General features: G+C 60.6%; 24 protein-coding genes. 9 read left to right on the top strand and 15 right to left on the bottom strand.

The features are described from left to right. Window positions 1-6: 6 nt before the first annotated feature. The 6 genes from ffh to ABR989_RS05365 all read right to left on the bottom strand — a co-directional run bounded on the left by ffh (window position 7) and on the right by ABR989_RS05365 (window position 4,505). Entirely contained in the window at window positions 7-1,347 is a 1,341-nt protein-coding gene (gene ffh, locus ABR989_RS05340; RefSeq protein WP_428126257.1) for a signal recognition particle protein, read from the bottom strand. 122 nt (window positions 1,348-1,469) lie between these two features. Continuing rightward, window positions 1,470-2,036, bottom strand: a complete 567-nt coding sequence (locus ABR989_RS05345) for an NUDIX hydrolase (protein ID WP_428126259.1) — start codon at window positions 2,034-2,036, stop codon at window positions 1,470-1,472. Between the two features lie 28 nt (window positions 2,037-2,064). Further along, complete coding sequence (locus ABR989_RS05350; protein ID WP_428126261.1) at window positions 2,065-2,493, bottom strand: CoA-binding protein; 429 nt, start codon at window positions 2,491-2,493, stop codon at window positions 2,065-2,067. A 42-nt stretch (window positions 2,494-2,535) separates the two neighbouring features. Further along, a complete protein-coding gene (locus ABR989_RS05355) occupies window positions 2,536-3,057 on the bottom strand; it encodes an arsenate reductase/protein-tyrosine-phosphatase family protein (RefSeq protein WP_428126263.1) in 522 nt (173 codons plus the stop codon). A gap of 4 nt (window positions 3,058-3,061) precedes the next feature. Then, window positions 3,062-3,994 carry an SDR family oxidoreductase gene (locus ABR989_RS05360; RefSeq protein ID WP_428126265.1) on the bottom strand — a complete coding sequence of 311 codons (933 nt, stop codon included), beginning with the start codon at window positions 3,992-3,994 and terminating at the stop codon, window positions 3,062-3,064. Window positions 3,995-3,998: 4 nt separating this feature from the next. Beyond that, entirely contained in the window at window positions 3,999-4,505 is a 507-nt protein-coding gene (locus ABR989_RS05365; RefSeq protein ID WP_428126267.1) for a hypothetical protein, read from the bottom strand. A 591-nt stretch (window positions 4,506-5,096) separates the two neighbouring features. Here ABR989_RS05365 and ABR989_RS05370 point away from each other — a divergent pair. The 5 genes from ABR989_RS05370 (at window position 5,097) to ABR989_RS05390 (ending at window position 8,649) form a co-directional block, all read left to right on the top strand. Beyond that, window positions 5,097-5,738, top strand: a complete 642-nt coding sequence (locus ABR989_RS05370) for a MotA/TolQ/ExbB proton channel family protein (protein WP_428126269.1) — start codon at window positions 5,097-5,099, stop codon at window positions 5,736-5,738. Continuing rightward, window positions 5,728-6,177: an ExbD/TolR family protein gene (locus ABR989_RS05375; RefSeq protein ID WP_428126272.1), complete on the top strand. Its 450-nt coding sequence runs from the start codon at window positions 5,728-5,730 to the stop codon at window positions 6,175-6,177. Before ABR989_RS05370 ends, ABR989_RS05375 begins: the two co-directional genes overlap by 11 nt. Before the next feature lie 61 nt (window positions 6,178-6,238). Next, window positions 6,239-6,685: an ExbD/TolR family protein gene (locus tag ABR989_RS05380; protein WP_428126274.1), complete on the top strand. Its 447-nt coding sequence runs from the start codon at window positions 6,239-6,241 to the stop codon at window positions 6,683-6,685. Window positions 6,686-6,805: 120 nt separating this feature from the next. Then, on the top strand, window positions 6,806-8,020 hold the full coding sequence (locus ABR989_RS05385; RefSeq protein WP_428126277.1) for a vWA domain-containing protein: 1,215 nt from the start codon (window positions 6,806-6,808) through the stop codon (window positions 8,018-8,020). Between the two features lie 47 nt (window positions 8,021-8,067). Next, entirely contained in the window at window positions 8,068-8,649 is a 582-nt protein-coding gene (locus ABR989_RS05390) for a hypothetical protein (protein WP_428126279.1), read from the top strand. A 16-nt stretch (window positions 8,650-8,665) separates the two neighbouring features. Here the strand turns inward: ABR989_RS05390 and ABR989_RS05395 are convergent, their stop codons facing one another. The 9 genes from ABR989_RS05395 to ABR989_RS05435 all read right to left on the bottom strand — a co-directional run bounded on the left by ABR989_RS05395 (window position 8,666) and on the right by ABR989_RS05435 (window position 20,255). Next, window positions 8,666-10,108 (bottom strand): amino acid permease, encoded by a 1,443-nt coding sequence (locus ABR989_RS05395; protein WP_428126281.1) that lies wholly within the window; start codon window positions 10,106-10,108, stop codon window positions 8,666-8,668. A gap of 78 nt (window positions 10,109-10,186) precedes the next feature. Continuing rightward, the gene (locus ABR989_RS05400; RefSeq protein WP_428126283.1) at window positions 10,187-10,969 is read right to left on the bottom strand and encodes an SDR family NAD(P)-dependent oxidoreductase; all 783 of its coding nucleotides are present in this window, start codon (window positions 10,967-10,969) and stop codon (window positions 10,187-10,189) included. 32 nt (window positions 10,970-11,001) lie between these two features. Then, the gene (gene ltaE, locus ABR989_RS05405; RefSeq protein WP_428126285.1) at window positions 11,002-12,048 is read right to left on the bottom strand and encodes a low-specificity L-threonine aldolase; all 1,047 of its coding nucleotides are present in this window, start codon (window positions 12,046-12,048) and stop codon (window positions 11,002-11,004) included. Window positions 12,049-12,072: 24 nt separating this feature from the next. Next, window positions 12,073-13,119, bottom strand: a complete 1,047-nt coding sequence (locus ABR989_RS05410) for an NHL repeat-containing protein (protein ID WP_428126287.1) — start codon at window positions 13,117-13,119, stop codon at window positions 12,073-12,075. Window positions 13,120-13,274: 155 nt separating this feature from the next. Next, window positions 13,275-16,625, bottom strand: a complete 3,351-nt coding sequence (locus ABR989_RS05415; protein ID WP_428126289.1) for a type ISP restriction/modification enzyme — start codon at window positions 16,623-16,625, stop codon at window positions 13,275-13,277. Between the two features lie 200 nt (window positions 16,626-16,825). Then, a complete protein-coding gene (locus tag ABR989_RS05420; protein ID WP_428126292.1) occupies window positions 16,826-17,692 on the bottom strand; it encodes a CbbQ/NirQ/NorQ/GpvN family protein in 867 nt (288 codons plus the stop codon). 110 nt (window positions 17,693-17,802) lie between these two features. Continuing rightward, window positions 17,803-19,233, bottom strand: a complete 1,431-nt coding sequence (gene cysS / locus ABR989_RS05425; RefSeq protein WP_428126295.1) for a cysteine--tRNA ligase — start codon at window positions 19,231-19,233, stop codon at window positions 17,803-17,805. Between the two features lie 53 nt (window positions 19,234-19,286). Next, complete coding sequence (locus ABR989_RS05430; protein WP_428126297.1) at window positions 19,287-19,715, bottom strand: thiol-disulfide oxidoreductase DCC family protein; 429 nt, start codon at window positions 19,713-19,715, stop codon at window positions 19,287-19,289. A 24-nt stretch (window positions 19,716-19,739) separates the two neighbouring features. Continuing rightward, window positions 19,740-20,255, bottom strand: coding sequence for an alpha-isopropylmalate synthase regulatory domain-containing protein (locus tag ABR989_RS05435; protein WP_428126299.1), 516 nt, complete (start codon window positions 20,253-20,255; stop codon window positions 19,740-19,742). A 240-nt stretch (window positions 20,256-20,495) separates the two neighbouring features. Here ABR989_RS05435 and ABR989_RS05440 point away from each other — a divergent pair, with 240 nt between their 5' ends. The 4 genes from ABR989_RS05440 to ABR989_RS05455 all read left to right on the top strand — a co-directional run bounded on the left by ABR989_RS05440 (window position 20,496) and on the right by ABR989_RS05455 (window position 24,361). Continuing rightward, window positions 20,496-21,035 (top strand): zinc ribbon domain-containing protein, encoded by a 540-nt coding sequence (locus ABR989_RS05440; protein ID WP_428126301.1) that lies wholly within the window; start codon window positions 20,496-20,498, stop codon window positions 21,033-21,035. Window positions 21,036-21,078: 43 nt separating this feature from the next. Next, window positions 21,079-21,705 (top strand): ribonuclease HII, encoded by a 627-nt coding sequence (rnhB, locus tag ABR989_RS05445; protein WP_428126303.1) that lies wholly within the window; start codon window positions 21,079-21,081, stop codon window positions 21,703-21,705. 515 nt (window positions 21,706-22,220) lie between these two features. Beyond that, on the top strand, window positions 22,221-23,219 hold the full coding sequence (locus ABR989_RS05450) for a glutathione S-transferase family protein (RefSeq protein WP_428126304.1): 999 nt from the start codon (window positions 22,221-22,223) through the stop codon (window positions 23,217-23,219). Between the two features lie 8 nt (window positions 23,220-23,227). After that, window positions 23,228-24,361, top strand: a complete 1,134-nt coding sequence (locus tag ABR989_RS05455) for a glutathione S-transferase N-terminal domain-containing protein (RefSeq protein ID WP_428126306.1) — start codon at window positions 23,228-23,230, stop codon at window positions 24,359-24,361. Window positions 24,362-24,390 lie beyond the last annotated feature (29 nt).

Consider the following 24,390-nt stretch of genomic DNA (forward strand, 5'->3'; position numbering starts at 1 on the left):
CTTATTCTAGCTGCCGAGCCCCAGTCCGCGCATCATCATTTTTCCCGCGCCCATGCGGGTGATTTTCTTCATCATTTTGCGCGTCTGCTCGAACTGTTTGAGAAAACGATTCACGTCCTGCACAGACGTGCCGCTGCCGGTGGCGATTCGCGCGCGCCGGCGCCCGTTGATAATCAGATGGTTGCCGCGCTCCTGCAGCGTCATCGAGTCGATAATCGCCTGGATGCGCTCCAGCTCGCGTTTCGCCTCTTCGGAATCCGCCGCGCCCGCCACTTTTTTGAGCCCGGGGATCATTCCCATCAGATCGCCAAGCGATCCCATCTTCTTGATCGCCTTGATCTGCTCGGCGAAGTCCGTGATTGTGAATTCGTTCTTCTTGAACTTGCGCTCGAGCTCCTTGGCCTTGGTCTGATCGTAGTTCTGCTGCGCCTTTTCGATCAGCGTCAGCACATCGCCCATCCCGAGGATGCGCGAGGTCAGCCGGTCCGGATAGAAAATCTCGAACGCGTCGAGTTTCTCGCCCGTGGCCGCAAACAGAATCGGCGCCCCGGTTATAGTCCGCACCGAAAGCGCCGCGCCGCCCCGAGCGTCGGAGTCGAGCTTGGTCAGAATCACGCCCGAAATTCCCAACCGCTCGTGAAATCCAGCCGCCACGTTGGCGGCTTCCTGCCCGGTCATCGCGTCGGCGACGAATATGATGTGATGCGGGTTCAGCGCGGCCTTCAGGCGCACCAGCTCATCCATCAGCTCTTCGTCGATCTGCAAGCGGCCGGCGGTGTCGATAAGCACCGCGTCATGCCCGCCCGTCTCGGCCCGGGCCAGCGCGCGCGACGCGATCTCGATCGGATTCTGATCTTCGCGGCTCTCGACGACTGGAATTTGCGCCTGCGCGCCGAGCACGCGCAATTGCTCCATCGCGGCCGGGCGATAAACGTCGGTGGACGCCAAAATCGGATGGCGCTTGCGTTCCGACTTGAGCCACAGCGCGAGCTTCGCAATCGAAGTCGTCTTGCCCGAGCCCTGCAGGCCCACCACCATGATCTTGACGGGCGGCTTGACCTTCAGATCGAGCTCGCGCGCCGAACCGCCCATCGCGTTTTGCAGCTCGGTCGCGACGAACTTGATTAGATGCTGCTCGGGCGTGAGCGAGCGGAGCACTTCCTCGCCGAGCGCCTTGGTCTTGACGTGCTCGATAAAATCGCGAACGACCTTGATATTGACGTCGGCTTCGAGCAGCGCGAGCCGGACTTCGCGCAGCGCATCCTCGATATTGCGCTCGGTGATGCGCCCGTGGCCCTTGAGTTTTCTGAAGACCCCTTCCAGGCGGTCGCTGAGCGTGTCAAACATGGGTAAAAATTCAGTTGCGGCAGGTCGAGGTAAGCGGCTCCGGCCCAGTCGGTTTGTTTCTGTAGTCTAGCAAACCGTCAAGGCTAGGGCACGCTCCGGCGGCTGTCAATGCGGCAGCACGGCTACTTCCTGCGGCGGGCCTTCGGCGGCGGGTTGTACACGTGCAGAAACGAAAATGCGGCGATTGTCAGCGCATGCATGACCTTGCCCGACGCGATCAGGCCGCGTATTTCGCGCATCGGCACCAGCACGACCTCGGTCTCTTCGTCGCCGATCGATACCACCCTTTCGACTTGGCGCACCTTGTCTGCAAGAAACGAGAAACAGATGTTGCCCTGGATTGCGGGATTCGGATGCACCTTGCCAAGTTCCACGATCGTGTCCGAATCGAACCCCGTCTCCTCGATCATCTCGCGCCGCGCGGCATGCATCGGCGACGGATCCTCGGGATCGACCATCCCGCCGGGCACCTCGAGCGTGAACTCGGAGATGCCGTGACGCCATTGGCGAATCATCACGACATCGCCACTGTTCGCGATCGGAATGATATTCACCCAGTTGGGCGCGTCGAGAATGAAGAAGTCGCGTTCGCCGCGCCGCGAATGCGTCGAGCGCCGTCGATGGAGATCGAAAATCGGCGTCCGGTAGGCGATGTCGCTCTTGAGCGTCCTCCACCTGCGCGGCTTCATCAGAAAATTCCGCCTGCGCGACCTTGGCTTAGAACAATCGCGCGTATTCGATCGCCGGGCATCGATCCATCACCACCGTCATCCCGGCTTGATCCGCGCGGCGGGCCGCGTCGAGGTTGACTACGCCGAGCTGACACCACAGCACGCGCGCACCTTTGGCGATCGCGTCTTCGACGATTTCCGGCACGAACTCCGATCGCCGAAACACGTCCACGATCTCAATCGGCTCGGGAATCGACACCAGATCGGGATAGCACTTCTCTCCGAGAGCGCCGCGCAGCGCATCGGCGCCGAGCTGCGGATTGACCGGAATTACCTTGAAACCGCGGCTTTTGAGCAATTTTGCAATTCGAAGCGAGTCGCGCGCCGGATTGTCGGAGCATCCCACGACCGCGACCGTGGCTGGCCGCGCTAAAATCGCGCGAATCTCGGCGTCCGGCGGATTTCTGAATTCCATGGTCATTATGATCCCGCTGATCCCGCGCGACGCGGTCCCGCGCTAACGATGAAACAGGCGTTCGATGATCGTCGGAACGAGCCGATGAATCTCCTCACGGCATTCGGCGAATACGAGATCCCCCTTTTCGTAGGGGTCGTCGATATCGCCTGCCTCACCCGCGAACGAACGCAGCGTGAACACCGGCCGCCCCGCCGCGCCGGGAAATCGCTCGACCAACTCGCGCGCCTGCTGCTCGGTCATCGCGATGATGAGATCGGTCTGCTCGAGCATCTCGGGATGCCGTTTCAGGTCGGTTGAAGTCGCTTGGTCTCCGATATCGATACCGACATCGCGCAGCGCCATCCGCGTATCGAGCGAAACCAACGCCCCGTCGCGGGCGTAGGGAGCGATTCCCGCCGATGTGATCGTGATCCGATGGTCGAAGCCGAGCGCGTCGAGTTCGCGTCGCAGGATATGCTCGGCCATCACGCTGCGCGCGGTGTTGGCGGCGCAAATGAACAGGATGTAACGAAAGCGCGGCTCGCGACGAGCCGCGCTCCTCGGTTTCGTCTCAGCCGTCAAAAATCTACGCGCCCCCGCCCATCACCTCGCCCATGCTCTCTTTCTTGGTCACACCCTTGGCGAGCTCTTCCTTGAGCTTGGCGCCTAGTTCCGCCGGCTCCCACATCGAGCCCTTCTTCGAGACCTTGGCGCCGGTATGCCATCCGCGCATCAGCCACACGTTGCCCATGCCGACGCGGAACACTTCGCCGTGAACGTCTTTGGCGTCGTCGCTGGCCAGCCACACGACTATCGGCGCCACGTGAGCGGGCGTGAACGCATCCCATTCTCCCGGCTTCTGCGCCATGCCGGCGGCGGTCTGCGGAGTCGCGTCGACGGTAAGCCGCGAGCGCGCTATCGGCGCGATCGCATTTGCGGTGACGCCGTAGCGGCTCATCTCGCGATCCACGATTATCGCCATCGCGGCGACCGCCGCCTTTGCCGATCCGTAGTTGCTCTGTCCCGCGTTGCCCAGGATGCCCGAGTCGGAGCTGGTGTTGATGAGCCGGCCATTGAGCACGTTGCCGGCCTTGTGCTGTTCGCGCCAGTAGGCGGTCGCATGGCGGGCGACGTTGAACGAGCCTTTCAGATGGACCGAAACGACCGCGTCCCAGTCTTCTTCGCTCATGTTGAACATCATGCGGTCGCGCAGGATGCCTGCGTTGTTGACGACGATGTTGAGCTTGCCGAAGTTGTCGATCGCGCAATCGAGGATCCGCTTGGCGGCCTTGAAGTCGGTCACGCTCTCGAAGTTGGCGACTGCCTCGCCGCCGGCGGAGCGGATTTCCTTGACCACGTCCTCGGCCGGGGAACGCGACTGCCCTGTCCCGTCGAAGTGGCCGCCGAGATCGTTGACGACGACCTTGGCCCCATGCTTGGCCAGCAACAACGCCTCTTCGCGCCCGATGCCGCGGCCGGCGCCGGTAATCACTGCAACTTTGCCTGTTAATAGTGCCATCTTCCTAATTCCTCTTCTCTTTCTCGCTGGGATTTGGAGCTTGTTGGGCGATTTCGCCCGGTCCTTCTACATCAAAGTCTTCTTTGGGTTCCATCATGGATTCGTCCAGATGCGCGGGCAGCTCGTAGATAAGGTCGATTGTCATCTTCGACTTATCCTGGTCGCTCGGGAACAGCATGATGCTGCCGGGACTCCCGTTGTAGTGGAAATCGCACGACCAGATTTTGCGCGCCGGCATGATCAGCGACGAGGTGATGTGAAAGTCGTTCTTCTTCAGCTCGTCCTTGTAAAACGCAACCATCTGGGGCATCTGCGCGTCGGCGCTGAACAGAATCTCGCGCATCGCACCCTTGGGTTTGCGGACGTGTTCGATCTTGGCGCCCGGATATATCGGCATCGACTTGTACAGATCCGGTGGCAACGCCTGGCTGGGCTCGTCGGGCGCGGTCATCGAGGCTTGCACGGCAGGGGGTGCGACGGGAGCGGCTACCGGCGCGGTTTTGCAAGCCATGAATCCGAACATGCACGTGGCAGCTAGCGCAGCCCGCCTGAACAAAACAGGCCGATGCACCGTCTTAATCAATGGTGAGTTCAGATTTCTCAAAAGCGTCAATCGACCAATAAAACAACGACCGCGTTCGCGGTCAGCCTACGGCGTGTTCTGGCAAGTTTCTGGATAGACGTGAGGGGCCAAGAAGTCAAGGCAAAAAGATACTTCGCGGTGTCGCGAGCGACCAGTTTACGGTAGTCGCCAGCATGGCCAATGGCGTAGAGTAAACGGGATGCGGACCCGATGATCGAGCGTGGTGTGAGCGTTTGCGCGAACGTGGGATTCGCTCATTTGCAATCGCAGGCGAATTGGTCAATATTGGTCAATTATTTTTAGGTTCGCGCGCGGCGACTCTTGACAAATACTGTCTATTGTTGCATTCAAACTTTTCGCGCCATCACAGACGACTTGACCGGCGGGTGAGAGCCCAATCTGTGAAAAATAGGGTTCGCGACCGGTTCAAGGGAGAACCGCAAAGGCAGTTACGCAACAGTTCGAGCGGGGCCAGAGTTTCGCCGCTCAGATCTATTTCAAACTCGAGAGGATTAAGAGATGCAAAGCAACTTCGGTATTTTGTCGATGATTCAGCAGGGCTACTATGCAACGTATCCCCTGCTGTTCATTTCGGTAGTCTGTCTGGCGATAATTTTTGAACGCGTATGGGCGCTGTGGGGTGTCGGACCCAAGACGGCGAAGCTGGCTGATTCGCTGATTCCGCAGCTGCGGCAGGGCAAGTTCAACGAAGCGTTGCAGGCCACGCAGGCGCGCGCCACGGCGGCCGAGCGCATCTATCACACCCTCATCTCGGGTTCGCAGACGATGGACAGGGATCATCTGCTCGAGCTCGACGACGAGCGCCGTTACCAGGAAGGCCTCGAGTTCAAGCGCTACATCTGGGTGCTCGCGACCGCGGGCGCATCGGCTCCGTTCATTGGGCTGTTCGGCACGGTCGTTGGTATCCTCCGGGCGTTCCAATCGATGGCAATCATGGGCACCGGCGGTTTCTCGGTCGTCGCAGCCGGTATTTCGGAAGCGTTGATTTCGACGGCGCTTGGACTCGCTGTCGCGATCGTCGCGGTTATCTTCTACAACTATTTCTCGGTCAAGATTGAGAACATCAGCGCCATCCAGCACATCAACGACGACCGCCTGATCGACGCCACACTCCAGGGGAGACAAGCGCGTGGCAATTAGCGGACCCCATGGTGGCGCTGGTGGCGGCGTTTTCGCCGACATCAATATCACGCCGCTGACCGATATCTTCCTGGTTCTGCTGATCATCTTCATGGTCACGACTTCTGTCACGATCGAATCTGCCGCCCACGTCGATCTGCCCAACGCGACCAATACCGCGCCGGAGAACAAGGGCGTCATCGTGACATATACCGCCCAGCACGAGTTGTTCGTGAACTCGAAGGACGTTCCCGAGCGTGAACTCCGCTCGAGCCTGAGCGAGGCGCTGGGCAAAGTGGACCAGAAGATCGTCGTGTTCCAGGGTGATCGCAAAGTGCTGCTCGGCGACATGGTGCGAATCCTGAATATCGCCAAGGCCGCCGGCGCCGAACAAATTGCAATCGCGGCCAAGCGGGTCACCGGTGCGCAACTAGCCAACTCCTCAGGTGGTGGAGGTTGATCGGGCCGGCCCCGGTGGCTGACCTGAGCATCGATACCCGCAGAGGTATTTGCCCATGGCAATGAGTAGTAACAAAGGCGGCGGGGTGTTCTCCGATATCAACATCACCCCGTTGACCGATATCTTTCTCGTCCTGCTGATCATCTTTATGGTGACGACTGCGGTGACAATTGAATCCGCGGCCCACGTCGATTTGCCCAAAGCTGAAGCTCAGACCAACCCCAACGAAAAGCCCAAGGGCATTATCGTGACGTACACCGCCGACCATCTGATCTATTTGGGCGACAAGCAGGTCACCGAGCCCGAGTTGGTGCTCCAGCTTCATGACGCGCTTGCGAATTCGACCGACAAAATTGTGATTTTCCAGGGCGACCCAAAGGTTATACTTGGTGATATGGTTCGTATTCTGGATATGGCCAAGTCGGCCGGCGCGGAAGCTATCGCTATCGCCGTGTCTTCTCTCCCTCCCGGGGGCGCCTCTGCCAGAGCGCCGGGAGGCGGAGCGTAGGAATTTGATTTTCGGACGGTTCACGCGTCGCCGCGACGATCGCGCGGCTTTAAGTCTAGTGAATGAGGATCTCGGCCTCGGCCGCGCCAAGCGTAGCCCAAGCGGGGAGCACGTTTTTATATGATCGCAGCAATAATTATTTTGCTTGTCCTCTCGACGTTCGTCGTCGCTTTCATCTTCTACCGCATTATCGGCAAACGAGAGCTTGAGGCCGAGGCGCGCCGCGAAGAAGACGAAGCTGACGCGACCCGTCTTCAGAAGATGAAAGATGCGCTCGGACTGCTGATCGGCCCCTTTCCGCTGTCGGTCGCCCTTCACGTCCTCGCCCTGCTCTTCCTGATCATCACGGTGCACGAGCAGCGCGGGCGCGAGTTGATCATGGTGAACCTCGAAGCGGGCGGCGGCGGCGGTGGCGGCAACGAGATGCAGGATCTCGACATGCCCGAAGTGCCGATGCCCGACACGGCGCCGCAGCAGATGGAGCAGCCGACCGCGGTCGACACCTCGCAGGCGGTTGGACTGGCCAATGACTACGTGCGCGCAGCCGGCGGCGGCGGCATCGGGATTGGCCGTGGCGGCGGCATGGGCTCGGGCTACGGTCACGGCATCGGCTCGGGCTTCGGCGGGTTCATCGGTGAGCTTAGGCGCAAGGGACTGGACGTGGTGCTGGTCATTGACGGGACCGGCTCGATGAAACTGATCATCGACGACGTCAAGGCCAAGATGCAGCAGTTGGTGCAGTCGATTCACCGGCTGGTGCCGATCGCGCGAATCGGAATAATCGTGTTCGGCGGCAAGGGCGAGAAGAGGAATATCCAGCCGCTGACGCTGTCACCGCAAAAGCTCAGCGACTTCCTCAATGGCATTCAGGCGATGGGTGGCGGCGAGTGGGAAGAGGATACGTTTGGCGCGTGCGAGACGGCGATGGACAAGATGGACTGGAAGCCCTATGCAAAAAAGGTGGTGGTGCTGGTCGGCGATTCTCCCCCGCACAAGGAGGACTTCGCGCCGCTGCTCGCGCTGATCCGGCAGTTCAAATCCAACAACGGCACCTTCAACACGGTGGACGTGGCGGCCGAGGAGCACGAGCGCTTCGAGCGCGAGTTCTGGCTCAAGGTGCATCGCGAGGAGCCGCCGAAAATCTCGCCGTTGCCGGAGTTCTACCGGCAGACGCAGGCGGCGTACAAAGTGCTGGCTACGGCAGGTGGCGGCTCGATGAAATCGCTGACCAAGGACGCGCACATCAATCAGCAGGTGCTGATCCTGGCCTTCGGCGAGCAATGGCAGTCGCAGGTCGCGTCGTTCGGCCGCGGGCTCAACAGTCCCAGCCCGTAAATATTTGCGCCCGGTCAATCGTCCACTATGATGGTGGCCGGGATGCCATGAAAAATCTCAAGATGTTCAGCGCGGTCGCCCTTGCGGCCGCGCTTTCGTTTTCGCTGGATGCCTCGCGTGCATATGCGATGGACTTGCAGCACGCACGCGCGCAAAAAGACCTCTCGCCTGCCCTCCAGCAGTCGCTCCAGGATAAACTTTCCGATGTCGTCGCGCCTTACTTTGCCGAGCAGGATGAAAAAAAGGCCGAGGGCCGGCAGTACATCGATTTGCAGCAAAAGTTCGAGTACCTGCCGACCTACGGCCCGCATAATCATCTCGTTGTGAGCTGCAAGCTCGGCGGCGTCGAGTACGACCCTGCCAAGCCGGGAACAGCCAAGGGCCTCGCCACCGGCAAGCTCAAGTACCTGGTCTTCACCTACGCGCTCGACGGAAAGCAATGGGTCTCCGTCGCGAAGCCCAAGTGGGAATCGCAGGATCTCGGCGTCGCGGGCGCCAGGCAAATGAACCAGAACCTCGCTCGCGGCGAGCAGCGCAAGGCTGCGATGGAAAAGGCCGCCCGGACCCGCGCCGCCGCCTCCGCCGCCGCAGCAGCCGCGCAGAAGGCCGCCGACCGCTCCGGCCAATAGCGGTCTTAAATCCTGCCTATCTTCCCGACGCGGCGGCGCGCTCGACGGCGTTGTTCTGCACCCGGCTATGGAAGCGGCCATAACTGAAGTAGATGACCAGCCCGATCCCCAGCCATACTAGCAGGCGGTACCACGTCGCCTCTCTCAGGCTGGCCATCAGGTACAGGCAGAAGAACGCGCCGAGAATGGGAACCAGAGGAACCAGCGGCGTGCGAAACGGTCGGCGCAGCTGCGGCTCTGAGTTGCGGAGAATCCAGACTCCGATGCACACCAGCACGAAGGCGAAGAGCGTGCCGATGCTGGTCATTTCCCCCAGTTCGTCAATCGGCAGAAACGCCGCGGCGATACCGACTGCGATTCCCGTCAAGGTCGTCGGAATATACGGCGTGCGATATTTCGGATGTATCTTGCTGAACGCGGGCGGCAGTAATCCGTCGCGCGATACTGCAAAAAAAACTCGCGACTGTCCAAGCATCAGCACCAACAACACGGAGGTCAATCCGGCGACGGCACCCAGCGAGATTAGCCCCGAAATGGCATGCATCCCCCTCTCCAGAAATGCGGACGCGAGCGGCGCCGTAATGTCGATACCCTTGGCAGGCACCATACCGGTCAGGACTCCGGCGACCAGGATATACAGCACAGTACACACCAACAGCGAACCGAGGATGCCGAGCGGCAGGTCGCGCTTCGGATCGATGACTTCCTCGGCCGCCGTCGAGACCGCATCGAATCCAATATATGCGAAGAATATAACACCGGCGCCGCGCATAACGCCGCTCCACCCCATCGGCGCAAACGGACTCCAGTTGGCGGGCTTCACGAAAAACGCGCCGACCACGATCACAGCCCCGATGACGAACAACTTGAGCCCGACGATTATCGAGTTCAGCCGCGCGCTCTCTGAAATGCCGATGTAGAGCACGTAGCTGATCAACAACACGATAACCAACGCAGGCAGATTCATGATCGCCCCGGGTGTCGAAAACGGCGCGTGAGTCCATGCGCGTGGAAGTTCTATGCCGAGACCTTTCAGCAGGATCGCCAGGTATCCCGACCAGCCGGAGGCAACGGTGGCAGCGCCAACGGCGTACTCGAGCACCAGGTCCCAGCCGATGATCCATGCGACCAGCTCGCCCATCGTGGCGTACGAATATGAATACGCGCTGCCCGCCACCGGGATCATCGCCGCGAACTCCGCGTAGCACAGCGCCGCCATCGCGCACGCGAATCCCGACACCACGAACGAGACAACGATCGCGGGGCCGGCGTCTCTTGCCGCGGCGACGCCGGTCAGCACGAAAATTCCCGCACCGACGATCGCACCGATCCCGAGCAGCGTGAGATCGAGCGCTCCCAGAGCCCGTTTGAGGCCGCCCGAGCGCGACTCGGCTTCCGCCATCAAGGCCGCCGCCGGCTTGCGCCGGAATAGTTGCGCCCGAAGCCCGGTGCCGTTCATCCCGACTCCTAATCTAACGACTGCCCGGAGATTGCGGCGGCGCGTTTCGCAAGCTTTGCGATCGGACACGCGCCGCTTTCACCACGCCTGGTATCCGCCGTCCACCGAAATTACCGAACCCGTAACGTAGCTTGAAGCCGCGCTGGCAAGGAAGATCACCGCGCCGCGAATCTCATGCGGGAGCCCCAGCCGCTTCATCGGCGTAAACGCCTCCATCCGTTCCTTGTTCGCGGGCTTCGCGATTCCGCCTTCGGTGGCCTCGGTGGGAATCCATCCCGGCGCGATTGCGTTGACCAGAATTCCATAGCCGGCCCATTCGACCGCCAGCTGACGCGTCAAATTCGCCAACGCCGCCTTGGTCGCCGCGTATGCCGACAGCCGGTACACCGAACTCGCCACCGACGCATAGATCGAAACCATGTTGATGATTCGGCCCGGTTGGCCGGTCTCGATGAGCCGGCGCGCGACGCGCTGTGCGAGCATCATCGGCGCGGTCAGATTCACAGCGATCGCTTCGTCCCACGCATCGCGCTTGAAATTCTCGGCGCGCCCCGTCGGCGACACGCCCGCGTTGTTCACCAGGATGTCCACGTCGCCAAGCGCGGCCGACGTCTCGGCCATCACGCGATCGAGGTCGTCCTCGCGCGTCACGTCGGCGCCGATTCCGATCGCCTTGACGCCGTGCGTCTTCGCGAGCTCGGCCGCAATTCGCATGACGCGACCCTTGCGCCGCGCGACCAGAGCAACGTCGGCGCCCGCAATCGCCAGCGCCCTTGCGCATTCCACTCCCAACCCGGACGACGCGCCGGTTACCAGTCCGCGACGCCCGCGCAGAGAGAACAGCGAATCGAGCGAATCCATCTCGTGATTTCCCATGCGCGCGATCGAAGGATTCAGTCGCCGAAGACTTCGCCGGCGGCTTGTGCGGCCGCTGCGACCGCTCGATCGACATCGGCGCGCGAAATCCCATGATGCGTCACGGCGCGGAAAGACGTCGCCTCGCGCGGCGATATCAGCACCCCCCGCTGTTGCATCGCCGCCGCGAAACGCCGCGATGCGTCCGCGTCGCCGTCCACGTCGAATACGACCATGTTGGTCCGATTCTCAACCGGACGGACGTTCAGTCCCGCGACCAGCGCAAATCCCTGCGCCAGCGCGCGCGCATTCTGATGATCCTCGGCCAGCCGATCGACCATCGTGGTCAGCGCGACGATTCCCACCACCGCGATTATTCCCGCTTGCCGCATTCCTCCCCCCAGCACTTTGCGGGTCCGACGCGCACCGGCGATAAATTCGCGGCTCCCGCACAGAATCGAGCCCACCGGACATCCAAGCCCCTTCGACAGGCAAAACGATACCGTATCCGCGACGCTCGCGATTTCCCTGGGTGTCGTTTCCAGCGCCAGCGCCGCGTTGAAGATTCGCGCGCCGTCAAGATGAAGCCGGATTTTTCGGCGATGCGCCGCGTCGGAAACTTCCGCCATGTGCGATAGCTTGATCGGCGCGCCGCCGCATCGGTTGTGAGTGTTCTCGATGACGACCAGCGCCGGCTGCGCGAAATGATCGTCCGCCGGCGTCCCAAGCTCGCGCGCGAGATCGTCCGCGTCGAGCTCGCCGTCGTCGGTGTTGGCAACCGCGGTCAGCACGATGCCTCCCAGAGCCGACGCGCCGCCCGCCTCGTAAAGATTGGTGTGCGACTCCGAGCCGACGATCGCCTTGCTCCCGCGCGCGCAATGCGTCAGCATCGCGGCCAGATTGCCCATCGTGCCGCTCGGCACGAGCAACGCCGCCTCTTTCCCCATCATCGACGCCGCCATCGCTTCGAGCCGGTTCACGCTCGGGTCTTCGCCGTAAACGTCGTCACCCAGCTCGGCGCGCGCGATCGCCTCGCGCATCTCGGGCGTCGGCAACGTAACCGTGTCGCTGCGCAGATCGATCAAGACGCGATGCCCGGCGCGCGTGCCCTACTGCCCCGGAGGATAGAGCGTGGTGAAGTTGCCGCTGCTCGTATCGACGACCTCCACGGCGTTTTCCGTGGTGTCGGAGAAGTACAGCTGCTTGCCGTCGCTGGCGAGCGTGCAGCCCGAACCGATATGGCCGTTGACCAGCGTCAGTTTGGTTACAGTGTTGGCGGTGAGATCGATCTTGCGAATCGAATGATTGTCGGCGTCCAGCACGTAGAGCATCGTTCCGTCGGTGCATATCGCGCCGGGATTGTTGAACTGCGCTTGCAGCGCGGGACCGTCTTTGTCCCCTTCCTCGCCGGTGCCCGCAATCGTGCTGGTCTGCAGCGTCGAGATATCGATCTTGCGGATCACGTCATTGCCGGTATCCGCGACGTAGATGGCTTTTTTGTCCACCGCGACTCCGCGCGGGCCGCTGAACTGTGACTTGTCCTGATTTCCCTCGGTCTTGCCCGGCGTGCCCGGCTGTCCCGCGATCGTCTTGACCTTCATGTCGGCAAGCGTGATGCGCCGGATCGAGCTGTTGCCGCTGTCGGCTACGTACAGCGAGACGCCGTCGGTCGCGATCTGCGTGGGCAGGTTGAAGTGCGCCGCCGAGCCGGTGCCGTCTTCGGTGCCCGAGATATTAGCCGTCCCCGCAATCGTGGTGACCGTCCCGCTGCCGACATTGATCTTGCGGATGTCGGAATTGTTGGTGTCGCAAAGATAGAGATCCTGCCCGGAGATCGTCATTCCGTCCGGGCTGTTGAAGCGCGCCGAATCGCCAGCGCCGTCGTTGCTGCCTTGCTGGAAAAGTTTGCCGGCAACGATTCGGAGCGATTTCGACGCCGCATCGATTGCCTCGATCGTATTGTTGCGGCTGTTCGAAACGTAAATCGCGCGGCCGTCGGTCGCCAGCCCGGCCGGAAAATCCAGCCTCGGTCCTGACTGTGCCTGGAGCCCTTGCAGCTCTTGCGCCATGGCGGATGCGCCCACGCCGAGCATCGTGAGCATCGCGGCCGAAACCGAAACCAGAATCACCTTGAAGTAAGCTGCGGAGACTCTCATTTACGCGACCTCGCTAAATTTGTTGCCCGCTGTCCATTCACGTCGATAATTATATATTTGACTCTAGACTTTTCTTCATGTCGTTCAACTCCTTTCGCACCCCCCTCCCAGCCCCCGCGCTGGAAGATAAAAACTGAGCCGTCATTTTGGCGGCTTTACTCGATCGGCCAGTTGGGAATGGCAGCGTCGATCTCGGCCATGAGGTGAATCGTCTCCTGAATGGCCGTGACGACTTTGGAGTAGTGCTCCAGGTCCGCATAGATCAGCTTGCGACCCCCGCGGTCCTTGAGCCACTTCTCGCAGACCTGATAGCCGCCGATATGGAAATTCCAGACTTCGGGCGGGACGCCTTCGAAGTATTGGCCGTCGCTCGGGGTTTGCTGCTTTGAACCGTTGATATACACGCGGCCTGCTTTCAGCGGAGTGCCGGTCCCCAACTCCGGCTCTCCAGGTGCTAGATACCTCGGGAAGCCCTTTTCGACAAGATTAGACCCGTTGACGGGGTAGCGGGCAATTGGTTTTTCGAGCTGGCGTGCTCCGAGCAAATGCAAGGCGACAAGCTTCCCGCCCAGACCGCACAGAGAGCGGAAAAGGTTCACATCTGAAGTGAGCGGTACGCGGGGGAAATCGCTCTTGAGAAATTCCGCATAGCGGACGCGGTAGGTGGGAGAGTGGAAAACCGCGTAAATGTAATCAAAAACATCTTCCGGCCCAAAGGTCTTTTTCAAATCGCCTTTGCCGTCCAGCGCAAATGAAAATCTGAGCCTCTTTTCGAGGTCCGCAACAAACTTGGGGTTTAAGTTCGGCTTCCGCCCGCCTTTGCCAGGGAGCCACGGCGATGCTTGAACGTCTAGCTCGGCCTGTCCCTTTTTATTGTGCTCGGAATCAGGGTATAGAAACAGCGGGAACACTGAAGAGCCATCATAGGCGGCGACAATCTTATGCTGTCCGCAAATCCTATCCACAGCGAGAGTGGCGAATGGCTCACGGGTCTGGCGGGTTGTAACAAGCGAAAGGTTTTCACGGCCAATAAAATGAGAATTCAGCTCTGGCCGGGGCCGGTCCAGAATCTCTGAATGACAAAGTAGAAAGCGATAATCGAAGGGCCGATATAGACACGAAACAGCAAACGTGTGTGGGGATTTCGCCCGCCTGAGAGAAACCCGTGCCCTTGTCAGATTGAAGTCCGATGTATCGTAGAGACCGTATTTGATTCTCAACTCCTCATCGGTTTCCTGCTTTGAAATCAAATCGTCTATACGCTTTTCTAGTTCCGCTTTATCGAACGCAACTGCAAAGTCGTCGCGGTGTGAGTTTAGCGCAATCGCATTGAGAGGCATTATATCCGTGGCTTTCCATCCGCGCTCATATTCTGCTCTCAGCCTCGTTTCTTGCGGTATGAAGAGGTAACTAGGCGGCTGCGGGTCAAGCTCCTCCCAATTCGTTGTTTTTACATCTGCTTCAAAAAGCGTCTTATATTTGGCTTCTCGCCGTCCCCAAAGGTCCGCGTGAAAAACCTTGGCCGGGCTGGGCTCATTGGGCTTTTTGATGAAGATTCCGAGAGTGACTCCTTGCTGAATATCGAAGACATTTTCATCTTTTGAGCCGTCCGGCGCGGTTTCTTTCTTCTTGCTGCTGCCATGCAAATCCAGGATGTATATTCCTGTGAAAGCGTTCATAAGCTGCTGGCGCATTCCCCGGAACGTGGGATTGTCCAGGTAACCGTTATTGGTGATAAACGCTAGAATCCCCGCGCCGGTCCGCTCAATCCGCCACTGGCCCCAGCGGATGAATTTCACATAGTCATCCTGGAGCCACTTGGGGTTTTTCTCGCCTAATGGCTGCCCGTCCACGGAGTGGTAATCCTCAATAAGCTGGCCGATAAAAGTCCGCACCCTCTTGCCTTTTTTAATTTCCCAACTTCGATTTGCGGAGTGCCCTGAATACGGCGGGTTTCCGACAACGGCGAGTATGGGCAACTCCCGCTTGATGCGAACGGTTGCATTGGCTTCTTCTGTCAATCTCCGGAGAAAGCCAAACTCCATTTGGGCTCGCCATTCTGCCTCTTCCAATGTGTTCGTGAGGAAAACTCCGAGCCGCTCATCCCCGGAAAAGTCATAAGCCCACTTCTCACGTTGCGCTGGCGGTAAGTCTTGCCCCGCAAGTTGCATCCCCAGCTTGAAATGAGCGACGGCATATGGGGCCATCAGCAATTCAAAACCGAAGATGCGGGGCAGCAGGTGATTCCGCACATAGCCGGGCCACATGCCCGCGTTTCCTTGACGAATAAAGTCGGTGCGAATTTGGTCAACCACTGAATAGAGAAACGTTCCGGTCCCACAGGCGGGGTCAAGAATTAGGACGCGCGGAGATGTGACTTTGACTCTCTTGGCCTTTCCGCCGTTCTTTTCTTCTCTCTCGTATTCAACCGTCGTCCTGTCCGCGAGTCCGCTCGGGCATCCGAAATGCGTCTTCAAGAGATGGTCCACGGACCGAACGATGTAAGAAACCACAGGTTCCGGCGTGTAATAGACTCCGCGCGATTCGCGCAACTTTGGGTCGTAGGCGGCAAGAAAAGTTTCGTAAAAGTGGACTACGGGGTCTTGCCGCGCCGTCCGCTTGCCGAAGTCTGCAAGCACGGCGTCGATGTCAGTGTCGGCCAGGAGTTGGGCCAGGTCATCCACAAAGCCCACGAAAGGCTCATCGTCAAGAGCCGTGCCAGTGACGGTTTCAAAGAGCTGCCGAAGGAAGGGGTTGGTTTTCGGAATCTCCGATGCGGCCCCCAATCGCTTGAATGAACCTGCTGGCCCTCGATGATTGCAACGCGCCGCAAACAGGCCGTAAGCGAGGGTTTGGGCGAACATATCCGCAAATTGAGGGATGGGCAAGTCAGGGATGAGAGCCTCTTCAAAAGCCCTATGCAAATCCCGCAGAGTGGCGGAAGCCGATTGCTTTTCAAAGGCCGCTACATTCATGTCGCGAATGAAATGCGTTAGCCGGGCCATGCGAAGGGCTAGGGTCTTCGGGTCGTTGATGGGTTCTGCCTTTTGGGAGAGAAACTCAGTCAACAGATCGGAAACGGCTTTTGCCCCGTCCTTTTCCGGGACAAGCTTCCCGCCTTTGGAAACGCGGGCGATCCTAGCCGATTGCCGACGGTTTCCGCCAATGTACCATCGAAATTCCAGGTAGTCGGTGAGAATCAGATTGGGCAGTGCGGGAAGATACCGCTTCATCTGGTCGGACCGCTCGATTTCATCGAGGGCTTTGCCTACGTCTTTGGCTTCAATGTAGCCGAGCGTTACCGGGCCGTGATGTGCCTTGCGGGAAACTACAAAGTCGGGAGCGCCGCATTCGACGCGCTTCGGCTCGTTTGTGGCCGTCACCCCCTTGGCGAGAGCTTCAATAAGGGTCTTGAGTGCAGGGCGATGGGTGTGCTCGGTCGAATTTCCCGCTTGCAGGGCTTTTTCGATTTGCCGACGGTAAACGTCAATGGGGGCTGTATCCAATTACGCCCCCGCTTCCCTCTTGGGATCTATCTTCTTGCCGCGAGGACGATAGGCGACCACTACACCGATCGTCTTGTTTAATGCCCCCAGCTCTTTCACGCCGTTAACTCCGTGTAGGTAATGCGCGACCCAAAAGAAGCCGTTAAAAGGGAGTCAAGTATATAATTCCCTTCACGTCGATTCGGGAATCCTGCCGCAACTTATGGAAAGATCGCCTTTACCACTTCGTCGATCGCGCGTTTGCTGTCGGCTTCGTCGGTCAGCGACCATGTGACCGCGACGGTCGCGGCGCGCCGTGGCGCAATTCCCTGCCGGATCAGCTCCCCGGCGTAGATCAACAGGCGCGTCGAAACGCCCTCCTCCAATCCCGACGCCTTCAGATGACGCACCTTCTCGCCCAGCACCGCGAGCTGCAGCGCGATATCCTGCTCGACTCCCGCCTCGTGCGCGATAATCTCGACTTCCTTGTCCGCCGGCGGATACGTGAACTCGATCGTCACGAAGCGCTGGCGCGTCGAATGCTTTAGGTTTTTCTGGATGCTCTGGTAGCCGGGATTGTACGAAATCACCAGCAGAAATCCGTTGTGCGCCTCGATCGTCTCGCCGCGCTTTTCGATCGGCAGAATCCGCCGGTGATCCGACAGCGGATGAATCAGCACCGTCGTGTCCTTGCGCGCTTCCACCACTTCATCCAGGTAGCAAATCGCGCCGCGCCGCACCGCTTGCGTCAGCGGACCGTCAACCCACACCGTCTCGTCGGCCTGGATCAGGAAGCGGCCCACCAGGTCGCTGCCCGTCAGATCCTCGTGGCACGCAACGGTTATCAGCTCATTGGGACCGTCGGGCAGCGAGGCCAGCTGATGCGCCATGTGCTCGACGAAACGCGTCTTGCCGCACCCTGTCGGTCCTTTGAGCAGCACGGGCAGGCGGGCTTTGTACGCGGCGGTGAAGATTTCCACTTCGTCGCCAATCGGCAGGTAAAACGGCGCCGCAGCCGGATCGAGATGGCGTACCTCGGGTCCTTCGGCCTGCAGCCTGGTGTCGAACTTCTTTAACTCAATCCCCATCGCTTCCTTCTGGGCAGACGATTTGACTCGTCAAGGCGCGATTCTAAGAGACTTTTGCGCATCCATTCAAGGCAAACCTGCGGCCCGAAATGCCCCTTGCGCTCAACAACTCAGGCGCGACGCTGCTGATAGGCCGCCGTGCCGTCGCGGTTGTCCTTGACCTCGTAGCCGCGCCGCTCGATTTCCTTGCGCAGTTCGTCGGCAAGTTGAAAGTCTTTCGCCTTGCGAGCCGCCGTTCGATTGTCGATCAATTGCTGCACGTCCGCTGCGATCAAGCCCGCGTGCGCCGACCTGCGATGCTTTTCCAAGCCGAGCCCCAGCACCGCGTCGAGCGCTCGCAGTGTCGGCCACGCCCGGAAATCCTTGCGCCGGTATGATTCCGCGATCAGTTCCAGAGCCACCGCCAGCGCCTGCGGCGTGTTCAGATCGTTGTTAATCGCGTCGTGAAAACGCTCGTAGTATTCCGCCGCCCATCCCGCCGCCTCAACCCCGTCCGCCGCCGCGTCGTCCGGCACGCTGCGCGCGAACTCCCGAAAATAATCGAGATTGCTCTGCGCCGCACGGATCGCATCGTCGTTGAATGCAATTTCGGAACGGTACTTCGCGCCGTAACAGAAAATCCGAAACGCCTGCGGATCGATCCCCGCCGGCCCAAGATCACTCAGCAGCGGGAACTTGCCCGCACTCTTGCTGATCTTGGTCCCCTCTTTGCCGACCAGGAACGCGTTGTGCACGAAGTACCGCGCGAACGGTTTGTGCGTGGCGCTCTCAGATTGCGCGATCTCGTTCTCGTGATGCACCGGGATGTGATCGATTCCGCCGGTGTGGATGTCGATCGTCTCGCCCAGGTATTTCATCGCCATCGCCGAGCACTCGATATGCCAGCCCGGATAGCCGCGCCCCCACGGACTCTCCCATTGCATCAGATGGTCCGGCTGGTCGAGCACCCACAGCGCGAAATCGTGCGGGCTATGCTTGTCGGCCGAATGCTCGAGGCGCTGCGTGGCGCTCTGCTCGTCGAGGCTTTGGCGCGAGAGCCGCCCGGCCCGGTTGCTCCCACGATACTTCTCGACGTCGAAGTACACGGCGCTTTTCGTGACGTACGCGGATCCCGCGTCGATAATTCTCGCGCTGAGCGCGATCATGTCGCCGATATGATCGGTCGCGCGCGACCACACGTGCGGCGGCTCGAGATTGAGCGCGGCGCAATCGCGCCGGAACTGCTCGAAATAATAGTTCGCGACTTCGAGTGGCGATTTCCCTTGCGCGCGTGCGGTTTTCTCGACTTTGTCCTCGCCGTCGTCCACGTCGCCCGTCATGTGTCCGACGTCCGTCACGTTCATCACGTGGCGTACCCGGTAGCCGTTGAACTCCAGCGCCCTGCGCAGACTGTCCACGAACACGTACGCCCGCAGATTCCCAAGATGCTGCGGCAGATAGACCGTCGGCCCGCATGAATACAGCGTCACCTCCGGCGGCTTGAGCGCCTGGAATTCCTCGACCGCGCGGTTCAGCGAATTGAAAATGTAAAATGGTTTCACGAGTGCGAGCGTTCAGCTTAGCGTGCGCTCGCGATCTCGAACAAGGCGCGGCGTCAATGCTCCGGGACCGCCGGTGTCTTCAGCTTGCCGCGCGCGTCGCGCGCGTATCGCGACGCCGCGATCCGCTTGTACTGCCGATCCGCGAGCCACGCGTACGGCGGGATGTACCACAGGTACGCGAGGTAGCCCCGCAGCCCCCGCTGCCGCCGCAGTATTTCGTTGATCGCCCGCGCGCCGCGGTACACGCGCCCGCTCTCGTCCACCGCGTGCAATTCCTCGAGCAGATTTTCCAGCGTCAACCCGGGAAACTGCGCGCGCACTTCTTCGCGATGAAGATCGAGCGGCTCGATCGCTCCCGAGTTGTCGAATTGCACGATTCCGTCGAGACTCGCGCGGCACATCTCGCACGAGCCGTCGTACAAAATCGCCAGTTTGCCCGGCGCCGCCTTGCCGTTGCCGGTTGCTCGCTCGCCCGCGCTCATCGCGATCGCCTCGCCCCTTGGGGGTCAGCGCCTCGACAATCTCGGATTCGCATTCATCCGGCGCAGCCTCGCGTTCTCGTTGATGATTCGCCATTCGTAACCGTCGAGCAGCGACATCCATCCCGCTTCGACCGTATTCGACGACTTGGCCAGCGTCGTCCACAGCAGTTGGCCGTCGGAAAATTTCTTCACCGATACGACGTCCGCCTCGGTCGAGTCGCCGGTCGCATGCTGGTAGGTTTCGATCACGCGCACCGGCCCGAGGTATGGAAAATATTTCAGCAGCGCCTTGCGCAGCGCCACGTCGAGCGCGTGCACCACGCCGACGCCCGAGGCCGCTTCGGTTTCCTCGACGTTGCCGATTCGGATTACGACCGTCGCATCGACCGTCATCCTGCCTTCGTTGACGTCGTCGATCACGCGCCGCCGCACGATCTCGAACGGCGCCACGTAGTCGCTCGACGCGCGCAGCTTGGCCAGTTCGCGCGACGCCTGCGGCAGTTCCGCTTCGTAAAAGTCTGCCTGACGTTCAGTGCTCATCGGGCTTACCCGCAATTTCCGGTGATGCTTCCAGTTTGATTATCATCAGCGGCACCGCGGCTTTCAAGGACGAATGGACTTGCCATAATGGTTGACTCGTGACCCCTGCTTTCGGTATCTGGAATCCGCGTCTTCTCCTTGGCCCGGCGGCGACGCGGTTTGAATTGACGCGACGCGCCAAGCACCATCATAATCGCACCGACTGACACTGTTCCCGATGCGGCGGCTTGAGGCGGCGCGATGAGATGTCCCCAGTGCGGTAACGATACCCAGCAAGGCGCCGCCTTTTGCTCGCGATGCGGTGCGCGGATGTACGCGCCCAAGCCCGCCACCGTGCGCGAGTACGCGCTCGCCCAATTCCGTCCCTCGCTATGGTACTACGCCAACGGCTTCCTCTTCGGTGGAGTGCTGATCGCGATAGGCGCCATTTTGCTGTACCTCAAGCGCGAACTGATTCAGGCCGGCTTCGCTGTAACAGGCGTCGGCGCGCTGACGTTCATCGTCACCATGATTCGCGCCAGGACCGTCAGCTGGAGTCTCACTTCCGATCGCTTGATCGAAAAGCGCGGACTGCTCGCGTCACGCCGTCGCGAGATGGAACTGGCCGACATCCGCTCGGTCGAGGTCAGCAAGCGCATCGTTCAACGGATGATCGGACTTGGCGACGTCACGATCGCGTCCGCCGCCAGCGCCGACTACGCGATCCGTCTCAACGACATCGGCGCTCCCGATGAAACCGCTGAGACGATTCGCAAGGCGCGCCTGAAACGGATGGCATAAACAACGACACACAACCGGTGGCTGACGAACACCAACTATCACGATGAGCAAGCGGCCCGACCTGCGCTACGAACGGCGCCTGTGGAAACTCGGCATCGACGCCGTCGCCGGTGTTGACGAAGCCGGCGTCGGCCCGATGGCCGGTCCCGTCGTCGCCGCCGCCGTGGTCTTCGCACCGGAGACATTCATCAGCGGCGTGCACGATTCCAAACAGTTGACCCACGAACAGCGCGAGGAATTGTTCACCCCGATCCGCGACCGCGCCATCGCGGTCGGCGTCGGCATCGCCGAGGTCAACGAAATCGATCGCCTCAATATCTATTGGGCCACGATGTCCGCGAGCCGCCGCGCGCTGTCCGCATTGAATCTGGCGCCCGGCCACGTGCTGGTCGATGGCCGCCTGATTCCGGGCCTCGAACTTCCACAGACCCGAATCGTAGGCGGCGATCGCAAAAGTTTCTGCATCGCGGCCGCCTCCATCGTCGCCAAAGTTACGCGCGATCGCATGATGGTCGAACTCGACGCGATGTACCCCGGCTACGGCTTCGCGCAGCACAAGGGCTATTGCACCAGCGAGCATATGCAGTCGCTCGCCAAGCTCGGCCCCTCTCCGATTCATCGGCGCTCGTTCTGGCCCGTCGCCGCCGCCGCCCAACGCCCTCTATTCTAACTCTCGCTCCGCCGGCCGATGTGCAGGAGTCCGCGTGGCGGATGCCGGTGTTTGAGCGCCGCAGCCGCACATTTACAACTGAACCCGCGCGCACGTCTCTGTGAATCCGGGTTTCGGGCCGGGCTTGGAGATGAACTATTCGGCCTGACGCCGGCCGATATTGATGTGCTATGCCGACGCTATGGACAACCGTCAGGATGCTTCATACTCGCCGGGCCCGCTCGAAATCGGGCGGCGCCCGCTTCCGGCAAAAATAATTTTTGACGGAACGAAACTATCCATAGTGATGAGCCCGTCCCGAAACCACTACCGGTGGTATGAATTGGACTTTCCGCCTCTATTCGACCAATCAGAATCGCGCCGGTCGCAGTCTGACCTTCGCGGCGGGAGCGCGTTCTACGGACGCTTTGAAATTCGCGGGATGGCATCAGCTTCGAGATATTGACGCGCAATGTGCCAATATGCGAACTCAACTGGTCGCCTCGCTCACAGGGAGGCCGGCCGGGAAAAATCGAATGACGAATATCTACCGTATATTTGGCATTGAGCTGTCTCCTTACTCGGTTAAGGTTCGCTCCTATTTCCGTTACAAGGGAATCCCGCACAAGTGGATAATCCGCAACTTCGACAACCAGGCCGAATATCAGAAATATGCCCGCCTTCCGATCGTCCCGCTCGTCGTTACGCCGGATGACGAAGGCCTCCAGGACTCGACCCCGATAATCGAGCGCATTGAATCTCAGTACCCCCAGCCGCCGATTCATCCGTCGGATCCGGTTGCCGCCTTCGTCTCGGTGCTGCTTGAGGAATTTGGCGACGAATGGGGCAACAAGTGGATGTTCCACTATCGATGGGCGCGCGACGTCGATCAGATCAGTTCCGCGGGACGGATCGCGCGCATAATGATGCCGGCGGTGGACGAGAAGCAGCTTTCCGTCGCGACTGCCAATGTGCGCGAGCGGATGGTCGGGCGGATCTGGTTCGTCGGCTCGAACGCGCAGACCGCGCCCCAGATTGAAGACTCCTTCTGCGAGACGATTGCGATCCTCGAGACGCACCTGGCGAACCGGGCCTATCTCTTTGGCGCGCGGCCGGCCTTTGCAGACTTCGCTATGTGGGGTCAGCTTTACAACGCGTGGACCGATCCCACGCCGGGCGCGCTCATCGATGCTCGCGCGCCTAATGTTCTCGCGTGGATCCATCGGATGCTGTGGCCGCGAGCGGAAGGTGAGTTCGAGACGTGGGCGAGTCTCGAACCGACGCTGATGCCGCTGCTGGAGCGGCAGGTCGGCCGGCTCTTCATACCTTGGACGATAGCTAACGCGGCGGCCATTGCGGCCGGGCGTGAGGAATTCAGCGTGGAACTGGCCGGTCGCGCGTGGACTCAGAAGCCGCAGAAGTATCACGCCAAATCCCTCGGCGCGCTGCGCGAAAAATACGCCGCCCTGCCCGACAAGCGAGCCATTGACGCAGTCCTCGATCGTGCGGGTTGTATTGCGGGGCTGCGCGGCTGACGTCGGCGATGCCGTCTGACCGCAAGCCTCGCGCCGCGAGCTATCGCGTGTATGGGATGACGCAGTCCTACTTCACGCGCAAACTCACCGGCTATCTCGATTACAAGGCTATCCCATATCTTATGCGGCGATTCGCAGGTGCAAATCGCGCGGCGCGCGAGGCCGGATGGCCCGGCGCTATGCCGGTGGTGAAGACGCCTGACGGCGGATTCATGTGGGATACGACCGCGATGATTCATCATCTGGAGTCACGCTTTCCCGAGCCTCGCGTGTTTCCCGCCGATCCGGTGCTGCGGTTCATAGATTACGTCCTCGAAGATGCGCTCGACGAATGGTTCTATCGGCCCGCGGTGGGATCGCGATGGTTCTACGAGGAAAACCATCGCGTCGGCGGATGGGAGCTTGCGCGCGACGCCACCCATGAGTTGGAAGTTCCGTGCGACCAGGCTTACGCGGTGGTTAAGGCGCACGTCACCGCGACTTGCGAGCCCTTCGGCGTGACGGCCGCGAACATCGACTCATGGATTGGCGAAATTCTGCGGCCGTGGCTTCGGTTGACCGGCGCGCATCTCGCGTCGCATCCGTATTTCTTTGGCGCGCGGCCGTCGCTCTCGGATTTCGCGTTCTTCGGCGGTAACGCGGCGCATTTCATCAACGATCCGCTGTGCCGGCGATGGGTCGATGCGGACGCGCGGGCCATCATCACGCATACTCACCGCATCATGGAGCCTGAGGATCAGGGGTTCGGTGAATGGATGGCGGCCGGCGGAGTGCCCGAGACGATGATTGCGATTCTGGCCGAACTCGGCCGGTTCTACCTGCCGTGGGTCAGCCGCGCGGTGGTGGATGGGAACGCGGAGCTTGTATTCGCGAGTGGGCAGCGGATCGAAATCGCCGCCACGCCGTTCCTCGCCGAAGCCCGCGCGACCCTGCTCGCTCGCTATGCAAAGTATCGCAGCGATGCACTCGACGCGGTTCTCGAACGCGCGGGAATTCGTTCGTACTTCGCCGATTACGTCAACTATGCCGGGATGCTGCCGAGCTATGACAAGCCGCCGCGTCCCGCATTGAACCGCCCGTTTGGACCGCCTTGGGAAACAGAACGGCGCGCCGACGCGCGCAAGGCTGGCAACGGGGATTGACGGCCGTGGGCTACTGGACTGGCGAAGTC

Source organism: Binatus soli (SeqCode), from assembly GCF_050015535.1.
Lineage (GTDB): Bacteria > Desulfobacterota > Binatia > Binatales > Binataceae > Binatus > Binatus soli.